Here is a 12323-nt window from a genome sequence, read left to right as displayed (position 1 = left end):
AAGCTTGATAAAACAACGTTTGCAAGCAAAGTATTCGTAGGCCATTATTTTGCTTTTTCGTTATATCATATAGTATAATATTCAAAATCAGCAAGGATTTTTTCCTGAATTTTTGCTGATAAAGATGGAAAAATTTTTCGGCTTTATAGGTTGATAAAGTTATGTCGTAACAGGAAATATAAGAACAGATATATAAATAAATAAAAAGAACATAAAAACGCAAATAAAAACGAAAATGAGGGGAACTTTATGAGCCAAAATCAATTCGAATGTCGTATTTCAGAAGAAGATGTACAAATGTTAAGAGCGTTAGCTCACCCACTTCGTCTACGTCTAGTAATGGAACTTATGCAAAGAGGAACATGTAATGTAACACAACTACAGGAAGTATTAGAAATTCCGCAATCAACGGTTTCACAACATTTAACGAAGTTAAAGCAAAATAAAGTAGTGCGCTTTGAAAGACGAGGATTAGAAGTGTATTATCAAATCCATAATGATAAAGTAAGTGCGGTAGTAAAAACATTATTTTCTTAAAATTTGAATATTATGGAAAAAGACGTATGGAATATACGTCTTTTTTTATTTGTCAGAAAGGTAGCGAGAGAGTAAATATTAGCATGTGAGGAAGAAATGACTATCAATCAACATGCTGCCTTACGGAATATATTCTAAAAGGAAAAGAAAAAATAGAAAGGAGTGTAGTAAGCAAAAGGAGGGACAGTAGTATGGATGTGAAACGTGTGAAACAAATTTTATCTTCTTCAAGTAGAATTGACGTTACATATGAGGGCGTACCAGTATGGATTGAGAGCTGTGATGAGCAGAAGGGGAGTGCTCAAGTGTATGATGTATCTAATCCTGGTGAGAGCGTTCATGTGGACGTGACAGCTTTAGAGGAGAAATAATAAAAAAGACGCTTCTAATTTTAGAAGCGTCTTTTTGTTATTCCATCATACTTGCAACTTTTTTAGAGCATAGAAGAAGTACAAATCCTAAGACGATAACGATAATCCCGATACTTGCAAATACTTCAAGGTATCCTAATGATTGTGTAAAGGAAGCAAGTTTACCAGCTAACCAGTTAGCCATACCTGAACCAGCTAACCATACACCCATTAATAATGATGCTAATTTAACAGGTGCAATTGCACTTACCATAGATAATCCGATTGGTGATAAGAATAGTTCTCCAATTGTATGGAACATATAAGTGATAACGATGAATAATAAGTTTGCTTTAACAGTTATATCAGCTTCACTACTTCCGGTTTTTAGAACCGCTAATGTTAAAACCAGGTAACCTATACCTAGTAAAATCATACCAAATGCCATTTTTGTTGGTATTTTTAAATCACCACGCTTTGATTTAGAAAGTTTTAACCATAGCATAGATACGAATGGTGCAAGGAGTACGATGAACGCTGGATTAACGGATTGGAACCAAGATGTTGGCACTTCCCATCCGAAAATTGTACGATCAACAAATTTATCTGTATAAAGTGTTAAAGAACTACCAGCTTGTTCAAAGCCTGCCCAGAAGAATACTACGAAACAAGTTAAAATTACAATTGCCCAAGTGCGATTTTTTTCTTGTTTTGTTAAAGGTTTCTTTTCAATTGTAGGTTGATTTTTTGATTTTTTACCGACAACTGTTGTTCCAGCTTTACCAAGGTAGCGAGGAGCTAATAAGTTGAAAACAATTTGCCCAACAATCATACCGATACAAGCTGCTAAGAATCCGTATTTATATCCCATAACCATAACGCCATCAACGCTTGTTTTAAAGAAGTCTTCTGCTAAAAATCCACAAATAAGTGGAGCAAAGAAAGCACCTACGTTAATACCCATATAGAAGATAGTAAATGCACTGTCACGACGTGAATCATTTTCATCATACAATTCACCTAACAGTGTAGAAATATTTGGTTTAAAGAATCCATTACCAATAACTAATAATATTAATCCAAGGAAAAGTCCTGTTTTTGTGTTCATTGAGAATAGTACAAAGTTACCGATTGCCATAATAATTCCGCCGAGAGTAATGGCATGACGTCTTGTAATGTAATGATCAGTTAGCCATCCGCCAAGAATTGGCATGAAATATACTGCTGCTGTAAAATAACCGTATAATTGCACTGCAAATGCCTTATCAAATCCTAACCCGCCACTAACCGCAGCAGTTGTTAAATAAAGAACTAAAAGGCCACGCATTCCATAATAACTAAATCTTTCCCACATTTCTGTTAAGAACAACAAGTACAACCCTGGTGGATGTTTTTTTGGTGATTGTTGCTCTCCAGCTTTGTCTAATTTTAAAGCTGCATCCATTTTTGTTTCCCCCTAATCCTGTATAACGGATATTTATGTAATCATTTTAATTTACAAAATATTTAGAAGTCAATAGAATTATATGGAAATAGAAAGAAAATTTCTAAAAAAGTTCTATTTTTCTTCAACCGTTACTGTATTTTGCCCTGAAAACGAGATGATAAGCGTTTTCAAATGTAATAATTGAATTCTAAAAGAAAATAAAATAGTGATTAATCAGAAAATTTAGATTAAAATATTTATTCTGATATAAAGAAAATATATTCTATTTACTTTCTCAATATAACATATTGGGAATAAAAATACAAAACGAAATAATGTGACATTTAAGTGAATTGAAAAATAACCAGCTCCACAGAAGGGAGCTGGTTAAGGAAATATTATTTAACAAAGCGTTTTTCGATGTCATCTAGTAATAGGTTAGCAGCAATTACACCGCCAGCTGTATTCCAAATAACGTCATCCACTTTGTATGCTTTACCATTTTTTACTGCATTTAAATTTTTAAATAGAGGATCGTTTATATATTCTTTTTCTAGTTCAGATCCTTTTTTCTCATTTCCTTTATCGAATGTGAAGTAGAATAATACGTCACCATCCATAGCAGAAATACGCTCTTTAGATACGTTACGCTCTGCAAAATCATCTTTATTTTGATCTCCAGGACGTTTAAATCCAAGTTCTTTTAAAATAACACCAGAGAATGTATCGCCATGATAAATACGAACATCACCAGGCATGAAACGAACCATAGAGATTTCTTGATTTACTTTATCGCCAAGTTTGCCTTTTAAATCTTTCATACGTGATTCGTAATCAGCTACAACTTTTTGACCTTCTTTTTCTTTATTTAATGCTTTTGCATAAAATTTGAAGTTATCTTTCCATTCACCACGTAATGTTTCTGAGAACACAGTAGGTGCAATTGCTTTTAATTGTTCGTACACTTTTTCGTGGCGCATTTTGTTACCGATAATTAAGTCTGGTTTTAAAGAAGCGATTGTTTCAACGTTAACTTGTCCTTCATCACCAACAACTTTTACATCTTTCATTTTATCCTTAATATGTGGATACCATGGGTCACCAGTCCAAGACTTTACAGCACCAACTGGTTTCACACCTAATTCAAGTAAAGCTTCAGTTCCTTCATTTGTTAAGATAACTACACGTTTTGGATTAGCAGGAACTTCTGTTTTACCCATTGCATGTTCTACAGTAACCACTTCTTTTTTATTATCTTCTTTTGTAGATTCTTCTTTGTTATTTGATTTTCCACAAGCGCTTAAAAGCATTGAAAATGCTAGTAAAAATACAAATACTGTAAACGATTTCTTCCGCATGAAATTCATTATGTACCCCCTATATGTTGAGAATATTTTTCAATAGCAAGCATGATATTAAGCCTTTATCTTTTGATTGTCAATACATATGGGTGAAAATAATTCTCATTTCCGTTGACAATGAGAATTAAGTTGAAATACACTAACAACGTATCATTATACATTGAAGGGGAAACGCTGCATGTTATTAAAAACAAATCGAGCAAAATGGATTGGATTATTTGTTGGAATCATTGCAGTCGTTATTTGTATTTGGGGAAGTATTATTTTCGGATATACAAATACGAGTTGGAAACTAGCATTGGATGCTTTTTTCCATTTTAACGGTTCCAATGAACATATTATTATTCAAAATGTACGTCTGCCTAGGGCGTTAATTGCAGCTAGTGTTGGTGCTAGTTTAGCCATTGCTGGTTGTCTTATGCAAACTTTAACTAAGAATCCACTTGCTTCTCCAGATTTTATTGGATTAAATTCAGGTGCTGCGTTCTTTATAGTTGTAGCAATTGTAATCTTTTCAGTAACATCATTATCAGCTTTCACATGGATTGCCTTTTTAGGAGCGGCGGTTGCAGCTGTACTTGTATTTGCTTCTAGTTCTTTAGGAAAAGAAGGGACTACTCCTCTTAAGTTAACGTTAGCAGGGGTCGCAATTAGTGCATTATTTTCATCATTAACACAAGGATTACTTGTGTTAAATGAAAAAGCACTTGAAGAGGTATTATTTTGGCTTGCTGGATCTGTGCAAGGGAGAAAGTTAGAAATTTTACAATCTGTATTCCCATATTTATTAATAGGATGGATTGCATCTCTTATGATGGCAGGGAAAGTAAATACATTGATGATGGGAGAAGACGTCGCGAAAGGACTTGGACAACGAACAATTTTAATGAAATCATTCGTGTTACTTATTATTGTACTATTGTCTGGTGGTTCAGTTGCGGTTGCTGGCCCAATTGGATTTATTGGAATTATTACTCCGCATTTTGCGAGATTTCTTGTTGGAGTTGACCACAGATGGAGAGTGCCTTATAGCGGATTGTTAGGTGCAATACTACTAATATTGGCTGATATAGCAGCAAGATATGTCATTATGCCACAAGAAGTACCAGTAGGAGTTATGACAGCATTTATTGGAGCTCCATTCTTTATTTATATTGCACGTAAGAGAGGGCTTAGCAAATGAAGAAATATATTCCGTTTCGTATAGGAAAAGGTGAGCTCTCGTTTTTAATGTATAAACGAGCTTGTCTCGTCTTGTTAAGTTTACTAGTTGTTTTAATAGGATTATTCTTTGCGAGTGCAGGTATGGGGGACATGAAAATTGCTCCTTATGACGTATGGCAAGCAATTACTGGAAATGGCGATGCGATGTCAAATATGGTTGTAAATAAGTTTCGTATGCCACGTATTTTAATTGCTATCCTCGTAGGAATTGCGCTTGCAGTAGCGGGCTGTATTTTACAAGGGCTCGTTCGAAATCCACTTGCTTCTCCTGATATCATCGGGATTACGGGCGGGGCAAGTGTCGCAGTTGTATTATTTTTAGCGCTATTTAGTGATAAAAATAATGCGCTAACTGTAAGCATTCATTATATGCCGTTAGCAGCTTTTGCAGGAGCAACGATTGTAGCGGTTTTTGTATACTTATTTGCATGGAAAAATGATGGATTATCACCAATTATTCTCGTTTTAATTGGTGTTGGATTTTGGGCATTAACGAAGGCGGCGACAACATTATTTATGTTGTTAGCACCAATTTATCAAGCGAGCCAAGCGAATGTATGGATTACGGGTACCGTTTATGGCTCTTCTTGGCAAAATGTTATGGTACTTGCACCGTGGGTTCTCATTTTAACGGTAATATCATTTATAGCTGCTAGACATTTAAATGCGCAAGAGCTGGGGGATGATATTGCGGTAGGACTTGGTGTTCCTTTAACGAAGTCACGCGTATTCATGTTATTACTTAGTACGGCTTTAATTGGGGGAGCAGTTGCCTTCGCCGGAGGGATTGGATTTGTCGGTTTAATGGCACCTCATATTTCACGAAGGCTAGTTGGTTCTTTATACGGTGCATTGCTCCCAGTTGCAGCTATTGTCGGTGCAATTCTAGTACTTGCTGCAGATTTAATAGGGCGTACAATTTTCACACCACTTGAAATTCCAGCAGGGGTATTTACATCAGCAATTGGTGCACCTTATTTCATTTATTTACTTTATAAAAGTCGGAATTCATAAAGGGAGATGAATATGCAAAAAGCATTGGAGACGAAACGCTTGACGTTGTCTTATGGTGAAACAATTATTATTGATGAGCTGAACTTAGAAATTCCAAAAGGAGAAATTACAATTTTTATTGGTTCTAACGGTTGCGGGAAATCAACTTTATTACGTTCACTAGCCAGATTATTAAAGCCAACAAATGGTGATATTTTGTTAGATAATCAAGCAATTCAAAGTATGCAAACGAAGCAAATTGCTCGTCAAATGGCGATTTTACCGCAAGGACCACAAGCACCAGAAGGACTTACAGTATTACAACTTGTAAAGCAAGGGCGTTATCCATATCAAACATGGCTGAAGCAATGGTCAGAAAAAGACGAGGAAATGGTACAGAAGGCACTTGCAGCAACAGGTATGACAGAATTTGCTGAGCGTGATGTGCATGCCCTTTCAGGTGGACAACGTCAACGTGCTTGGATCGCAATGACACTTGCACAAGATACAGATATTATTTTACTGGATGAGCCTACTACATATTTAGATATGACTCACCAAATTGAAGTGCTAGATTTATTATTCGAATTAAATGAAATAGAACAAAGAACAATTGTTATGGTATTACATGATCTAAATTTAGCATGCCGCTATGCAGATAACATTGTAGCCATTCAAGATAAACAAATATATGCACAAGGTAAACCTGAAGAAGTGGTAGATGAGAAACTAGTACGTGATGTATTCCGAATGGAGTGCCAAATTAGTACGGATCCGTTGTTTGGAACACCACTTTGTATCCCGCACGGAAGAGGAAGACGTGTAGTTAAAGAAGTTGCTCAGGCAATGAGATAAAAAACGATGAGTGATTCATCGTTTTTTTTTATTTGGTACAAGAAAATAAGAGGAAGAGAGGAATACGTAAGCGACGTTTATACTCTTCTTCATCTTGAAAATAGGTTGGATTTGGTGTAGCTTCTTTTAATGATGTAATGGTAAATCCGGCTTGCTGTAATAATGTGAAATAATCTTCCGTTGTACGATGATATTTAATAACTTCTTGGTCAATCCATGGTTCAACCCGTTTGCCTAGTTTAAAGTAATCATCGACGAGCCAACTCGTTCTTTTACCACTCGTTTGTAAGCTTTCAAATGAAGAAGTAATAACGGGATGTTGAACGCTAAAGGTAAAGGTGCCATTTGTTTTTAAAGTTTGAAATACATTTTGAAAAATGGTATCAAGATGTTCAATATAATGTAAGGCGAGTCTAGATGTTACTAAATCAAAAGTGGAAGAGGGGTAGGTATAATCTTTGAGGTTTAAAAAATGAACAGATCCATTTTTATTTTCTAGTTGTTTTTTAGCTTTTTTATACATAAGTTCGGAGCCTTCAATGCCGGTGTAAGAGTAGCAACCCTTTTCTAATAATTCCGCGCCAAACCTAGCATCACCACAGCCTAAATCGAGAATTTGTTTTCCTCGTACATGACCAATGAGCTGAAAGAATACTGGTTTTTCAATGGATTCATTTGGGCTATTTTCTCGATATCTTCGTTTCATATATTGTTCGAAAAATGCTGTGTTATTGTATACATCAGATTCTGTAAATGCCATGTTTGAAACCTCCCGAAATATTTTTTTAATTCTATCAAATATGAAAAGTAAATGATAGATTTATTGTAATGAATCATATATAATCTAAAATTGTAAGCGGTTACTTTAAACTATTTTTCTATAATAAATTCTGAAAACGTGTTAAGCTAGTAGAGGGATTATTAGAACTATTAAGACAATAATCCGCTTACATGAACGATGGGAGGCTTCACGATGTCTAGTAAAACACTTGCGAAATTTTTAGAAGAAAATTTAGAGGATTTAAAATCAAAGGGGCTTTATAACGTAATTGATCCGCTTGAGAGTTCAAATGGACCAATCATTACAATTGGCGGAAAAGAATATATTAACTTATCTTCAAACAACTATCTTGGATTAGCAACAGATAGCCGTTTGCAAGAAGCAGCAATTGGTGCTATTCATAAGTACGGTGTTGGAGCAGGGGCTGTTCGTACAATTAACGGTACTTTAGATTTGCATATTAAGTTAGAAGAAACAATTGCAAAGTTTAAACATACAGAAGCAGCAATTGCTTATCAATCAGGATTTAACTGTAATATGGCAGCGATTTCAGCTGTTATGGATAAAAATGATGCGATTCTTTCAGACGAATTAAATCATGCATCTATTATTGACGGTAGTCGTTTATCAAAAGCAAAAATTATTGTTTATAAACATTCTGATATGGAAGATTTACGCCAAAAAGCAATCGCGGCGAAAGAATCAGGTCTTTACAATAAATTAATGGTAATTACAGATGGTGTCTTTTCGATGGATGGAGATGTTGCAAAACTACCAGAAATTGTTGAGATTGCAGAAGAGTTAGATTTAATGACATACGTAGATGATGCGCACGGTTCAGGTGTACTTGGAAAAGGTGCAGGAACTGTAAAGCACTTCGGTCTTTCTGATAAAGTTGATTTCCAAATTGGTACATTATCAAAAGCAATTGGGGTAATTGGTGGGTATGTAGCAGGGAAACAAAACTTAATTGACTGGTTAAAAGTTCGTTCACGCCCATTCTTATTCTCTACAGCATTAACACCAGCTGATGCAGCAGCTTGTATGAGATCAATTGAAATCTTAATGGAAAGCACAGAGTTACACGATCGTTTATGGGAAAATGGACGCTACTTGAAACAAGGATTAAAAGAACTTGGCTTTAACATTGGGGAAAGTGAAACGCCAATTACACCTTGTATCATTGGGGACGAAGTATTAACACAAGAATTTAGTAAACGTCTAAATGAAGAAGGTGTATACGCGAAATCTATCGTGTTCCCAACTGTAGCAAAAGGGACAGGGCGCGTTCGTAATATGCCTACAGCAGCTCATACGAAAGAAATGTTAGATGAAGCAATTCTTAAGTATGAAAAAGTAGGAAAAGAAATGGGCATCATTTAAGTAACGACATCTTTTGAATAGCTTGCAAATGAGGAGTGGGGAAAATGAAAAAAATTCTAGTAACCGGTTCTTTAGGGCAAATTGGTTCTGAACTAGTAATGAAACTTCGTGATGTATACGGCGCATCAAATGTTATTGCAACAGATATTCGTGAAACAGACAGTGAAGTAGTAACGTCTGGTCCATTTGAAACGTTAGATGTAACAGATGGACAAAAACTACATGATATCGCAAAGCGTAATGAAGTAGATACAATTATTCATTTAGCAGCTTTACTTTCAGCAACAGCAGAAAAAAATCCGTTATTTGCATGGAATTTAAATATGGGTGGACTTGTAAATGCTCTAGAAGCAGCTCGTGAATTAAACTGTAAGTTCTTCACGCCAAGTTCTATCGGTGCATTCGGTCCATCAACGCCAAAAGATAATACACCGCAAGATACAATTCAGCGTCCTACTACGATGTATGGGGTAAACAAAGTAGCAGGAGAATTACTGTGTGATTATTATCATCAAAAGTTTGGTGTAGATACGCGCGGTGTCCGTTTCCCAGGTTTAATTTCTTACGTAGCGCCTCCAGGAGGCGGAACGACTGATTATGCAGTTGAAATTTATTATGAGGCGATTAAAAAAGGTGCATACACCTCATACATTGCTGAAGGAACATATATGGACATGATGTATATGCCTGATGCTTTACAAGCGATCATTTCATTAATGGAAGCTGATCCAAGTAAGCTAGTGCATAGAAATGCATTTAACATTACAGCAATGAGCTTCGAGCCAGAGCAAATTGCAGCGTCAATTCGTAAACACATTCCGACGTTTACAATGGATTATGCAGTAGATCCAGCTCGTCAAACAATCGCTGATAGCTGGCCAAACTCTATTGATGCAACAGCAGCAATGAAAGAGTGGGGCTTTAAAGCAGAATACGATTTAGACAAAATGACAACTGACATGCTGGCTAAGTTAAAAAAAAAGCTCACAGCTGAGTTAGTGATGAATTAATAGGAAGAGTCGATTCTTAGGAATCGGCTCTTCCTCATTTTTGGAAGGAGAGAAGTCTTATGCAAAGAGTTGATGTCGTATATGCACTAATACATGACGAAGAAACAGATAAAATATTAATGGTACATAATGTAGAACAAAACGTTTGGTCATTGCCAGGTGGGGCTGTGGAAAAAGGTGAAATATTAGAGGAAGCACTAATAAGAGAAGTGAAAGAAGAGACAGGTTTAACTGCTACGTTAGGTGGACTTGTTGCGATCAATGAAAAATTCTTTGAAGAATCAGGGAATCATGCGCTATTTTTTACATTCCGAGCGAATGTAGAAAAAGGTGAACTTATTGCGGAAGATGAAGGTGAAATTTCTGCAGTAGAGTGGGTGGATCGAACAATTGCGAATGAGCGCTTCCCATACTATGACGGAGGATTTGAATATTTGTTAGAAATAGCCATTCCATACAAGTTTCAACCAGAAACAAAGTAATTGAACGAAAAAACAGGAGCCACAAGGCTCCTATTTTCTATTCAATCGTCTTCAGTAATAATTTTTTCAGTAATGGTTTAATCTTCAGTCGTAAATCTTCAGCGTGATTTGCAACTAAGAAGTGATGGTTATAAATGTTTTTCATCAATTGATAAGTTGCTTCTTTCGCTTCGCCTTCTTCGATGAAGATACCGATTACTTCCATACCACTTTTACGCGCGAGTTTAACAGCTTCATGCGTATCTAAAATTCCGTCTTGTTGATAGTCTAGCGCAGAAGGCTCACCGTCTGTGAAGACTAGTAAGAATTTATGTTTCTCAGGTCTTTTGGCAAGCTTTTCAGAAACGATACGAATAATATATCCGTCGCGGTTATCTTCTTCTTCACGAAGTTGCATAATTTCTGGACCAACGTTTGGTAACGTTGAGTTTTTATAATTTACAACTTCATGGATAACGTTCGGCTTATCTTCAGGTTTAGCGCTAGAGGCATCTTCCCAAAATCCGCTAATAGCGTGCGGGATTTTTAAAGATTTTAAAGCTTCATGGAATAGTACAACACTCTTCTTCGTTTCTTCCATTTTGTTATACATAGAACCAGAACAGTCAACTAACAGTTGGAATGCAACGTCGAGCTCTTGTGATTCTTGCCCTTTTTTATAAAACATGCGAGGCTGCTTTTCAGTATAAATACGAAGGAATTTCTTACGAAGTCTTCCGTAATATTTATCACTATTTGCATTCGTTTTATTTTCAATCGTTTTTTCGATAATTTTCTTTAATTCTTTTACATCTTTATTAACGACTGATTTGATAGCTTGGTAATCCTTTTTCTCATCAGGATTTGGTTTACGTGCTTCTTTAAATGTATGAGAAGCGCCAGTGTTATATTTACCATATGCACCATCATTTTGACTAGAAGCGTGTGAAGCCCTTGCTTCTTCTGTATCAGCGCCATCAAAGTTGGATTGTGTACTTTTTTGAGAAGTACCTTGTACAGAACCAAGTGCTTGGTCGCCATCTTCTGATTCACGAGCAGTATCGCCCATCATGTTTGTTTTTGTTCCGCTTTCTAATTCAAAGCGTAAAAAGTTCTCGTTTTCGTTATTTTTATTTTCACGATGCCATGTGGAGAAACTTTCATCCATTTTGTTTTTATTTTCATCGTCATCTATAAGCTGCGTATCATCATTTGCTAAATCTTCGACGCGACAGTTCTTTTCGTCTGCAAGAACAGATAAATAAAGCGGTGCATGTCCGAAATAATTGTTAAGCATATCACTTTCAAGAAGCTCCTCTAAGCGGTAGCGAATTTTCTCAACGATATACATAATATCTTCCGTATTACGAGCTTGGAATGTTTCATGCAAAATAGCTTCAATTTGTTCGAAATATTCATTATTAAACATTTCATATTTATCGCTCGTTAATGAAAGATAGCATAGGCAAAATAGACGATCACCGTGATAGTTACGAACGCGATTGATTTCATTTTGTGAGCTAAAGTAATTGCGATACATTTCTTTTCTTCTTTTAAAAACATGCTTCGTGCCAGGACGTAAGTTCTTTACAATTTCCTCAACGCGTAAATCTTCTAATAGAACAAATAATTGTGTTAAAAACTTTTTTAGGGGCGATTCTTGCAATTCAATCGCATAAGAACGAATTAAAGTCATGTCCGAGTAATGTTTATTACCAAGTGCTTTTAAGAACACTTCGCTTTTTAATCCGATTACTGTATCTTCTTCTTTTCGATCATCCCAAAAGTGACTAATGACAACTTTCTTTTCAATTTCGTCGTAGTATGCTTTATAGCCATATTCAAGATAGGCATCGTCTTCTTTTAGAAGGGCATACATTAAGTTTTCCATTTGTAGAAACAGCGACGCATCAATTTTTTTGTCACTAAAAATTTGTCTCAT

Annotated in this window: 12 protein-coding genes; 8 read left to right on the top strand and 4 right to left on the bottom strand. The window is 35.7% G+C overall.

Features of this window, described 5'->3' with window-relative positions; genetic code table 11:
* Positions 1-249: 249 nt before the first annotated feature.
* Positions 250-537, top strand: a complete 288-nt coding sequence (locus tag DN404_RS05455; protein WP_000081428.1) for an ArsR/SmtB family transcription factor — start codon at positions 250-252, stop codon at positions 535-537.
* A gap of 191 nt (positions 538-728) precedes the next feature.
* The gene (locus DN404_RS05450) at positions 729-908 is read left to right on the top strand and encodes an acid-soluble spore protein H (protein ID WP_000382679.1); all 180 of its coding nucleotides are present in this window, start codon (positions 729-731) and stop codon (positions 906-908) included.
* Positions 909-945: 37 nt separating this feature from the next.
* Here DN404_RS05450 and DN404_RS05445 read toward each other — a convergent pair whose 3' ends face one another.
* Positions 946-2331 (bottom strand): peptide MFS transporter, encoded by a 1386-nt coding sequence (locus DN404_RS05445; RefSeq protein ID WP_000338327.1) that lies wholly within the window; start codon positions 2329-2331, stop codon positions 946-948.
* Between the two features lie 380 nt (positions 2332-2711).
* Positions 2712-3680 carry an ABC transporter substrate-binding protein gene (locus tag DN404_RS05440; RefSeq protein ID WP_001010276.1) on the bottom strand — a complete coding sequence of 323 codons (969 nt, stop codon included), beginning with the start codon at positions 3678-3680 and terminating at the stop codon, positions 2712-2714.
* A 172-nt stretch (positions 3681-3852) separates the two neighbouring features.
* Here DN404_RS05440 and DN404_RS05435 point away from each other — a divergent pair, with 172 nt between their 5' ends.
* Genes DN404_RS05435 through DN404_RS05425 form a run of 3 tightly spaced genes read left to right on the top strand, consistent with a single transcriptional unit; the run spans position 3853 to position 6746 of the window.
* Positions 3853-4857, top strand: a complete 1005-nt coding sequence (locus DN404_RS05435; protein ID WP_000925232.1) for a FecCD family ABC transporter permease — start codon at positions 3853-3855, stop codon at positions 4855-4857.
* Positions 4854-5912 (top strand): FecCD family ABC transporter permease, encoded by a 1059-nt coding sequence (locus tag DN404_RS05430; RefSeq protein WP_000760056.1) that lies wholly within the window; start codon positions 4854-4856, stop codon positions 5910-5912. Before DN404_RS05435 ends, DN404_RS05430 begins: the two co-directional genes overlap by 4 nt.
* Positions 5913-5924: 12 nt before the next feature.
* Positions 5925-6746: an ABC transporter ATP-binding protein gene (locus tag DN404_RS05425; protein ID WP_033695236.1), complete on the top strand. Its 822-nt coding sequence runs from the start codon at positions 5925-5927 to the stop codon at positions 6744-6746.
* A 28-nt stretch (positions 6747-6774) separates the two neighbouring features.
* Here the strand turns inward: DN404_RS05425 and DN404_RS05420 are convergent, their stop codons facing one another.
* Complete coding sequence (locus tag DN404_RS05420) at positions 6775-7506, bottom strand: class I SAM-dependent DNA methyltransferase (RefSeq protein WP_149214803.1); 732 nt, start codon at positions 7504-7506, stop codon at positions 6775-6777.
* 213 nt (positions 7507-7719) lie between these two features.
* On the opposite strand from DN404_RS05420, the gene DN404_RS05415 reads away from it, so the two are divergent.
* The 3 genes from DN404_RS05415 to DN404_RS05405 are packed head-to-tail and all read left to right on the top strand — an operon-like array spanning position 7720 to position 10402.
* On the top strand, positions 7720-8910 hold the full coding sequence (locus DN404_RS05415) for a glycine C-acetyltransferase (RefSeq protein WP_000095905.1): 1191 nt from the start codon (positions 7720-7722) through the stop codon (positions 8908-8910).
* Between the two features lie 44 nt (positions 8911-8954).
* Entirely contained in the window at positions 8955-9920 is a 966-nt protein-coding gene (locus DN404_RS05410; protein ID WP_000723125.1) for an L-threonine 3-dehydrogenase, read from the top strand.
* A 59-nt stretch (positions 9921-9979) separates the two neighbouring features.
* Positions 9980-10402: an NUDIX hydrolase gene (locus DN404_RS05405; protein ID WP_006919539.1), complete on the top strand. Its 423-nt coding sequence runs from the start codon at positions 9980-9982 to the stop codon at positions 10400-10402.
* 37 nt (positions 10403-10439) lie between these two features.
* On the opposite strand, the gene DN404_RS05400 is transcribed toward DN404_RS05405, so the two are convergent.
* On the bottom strand, positions 10440-12323 hold the full coding sequence (locus DN404_RS05400; protein WP_001248875.1) for a vWA domain-containing protein: 1884 nt from the start codon (positions 12321-12323) through the stop codon (positions 10440-10442).

Source organism: Bacillus sp. TE8-1 (assembly GCF_008368855.1).
GTDB classification, from domain to species: domain Bacteria; phylum Bacillota; class Bacilli; order Bacillales; family Bacillaceae_G; genus Bacillus_A; species Bacillus_A cereus.
The sequence above is the reverse complement of the archived record's forward strand: the minus strand, read 5'-3'. Positions and strand labels throughout refer to the sequence as shown.

Excerpts from the sequence above, each read along its gene's own strand:
- DN404_RS05455 (WP_000081428.1), top strand. The coding sequence starts at position 250 with ATGAGCCAAAATCAATTCGAATGTCGTATTTCAGAAGAAGATGTACAA.
- DN404_RS05450 (WP_000382679.1), top strand. The coding sequence starts at position 729 with ATGGATGTGAAACGTGTGAAACAAATTTTATCTTCTTCAAGTAGAATT.
- DN404_RS05445 (WP_000338327.1), bottom strand. The coding sequence starts at position 2,331 with ATGGATGCAGCTTTAAAATTAGACAAAGCTGGAGAGCAACAATCACCA.
- DN404_RS05440 (WP_001010276.1), bottom strand. The coding sequence starts at position 3,680 with ATGAATTTCATGCGGAAGAAATCGTTTACAGTATTTGTATTTTTACTA.
- DN404_RS05435 (WP_000925232.1), top strand. The coding sequence starts at position 3,853 with ATGTTATTAAAAACAAATCGAGCAAAATGGATTGGATTATTTGTTGGA.
- DN404_RS05430 (WP_000760056.1), top strand. The coding sequence starts at position 4,854 with ATGAAGAAATATATTCCGTTTCGTATAGGAAAAGGTGAGCTCTCGTTT.
- DN404_RS05425 (WP_033695236.1), top strand. The coding sequence starts at position 5,925 with ATGCAAAAAGCATTGGAGACGAAACGCTTGACGTTGTCTTATGGTGAA.
- DN404_RS05420 (WP_149214803.1), bottom strand. The coding sequence starts at position 7,506 with ATGGCATTTACAGAATCTGATGTATACAATAACACAGCATTTTTCGAA.
- DN404_RS05415 (WP_000095905.1), top strand. The coding sequence starts at position 7,720 with ATGTCTAGTAAAACACTTGCGAAATTTTTAGAAGAAAATTTAGAGGAT.
- DN404_RS05410 (WP_000723125.1), top strand. The coding sequence starts at position 8,955 with ATGAAAAAAATTCTAGTAACCGGTTCTTTAGGGCAAATTGGTTCTGAA.
- DN404_RS05405 (WP_006919539.1), top strand. The coding sequence starts at position 9,980 with ATGCAAAGAGTTGATGTCGTATATGCACTAATACATGACGAAGAAACA.
- DN404_RS05400 (WP_001248875.1), bottom strand. The coding sequence starts at position 12,323 with ATGAGACAAATTTTTAGTGACAAAAAAATTGATGCGTCGCTGTTTCTA.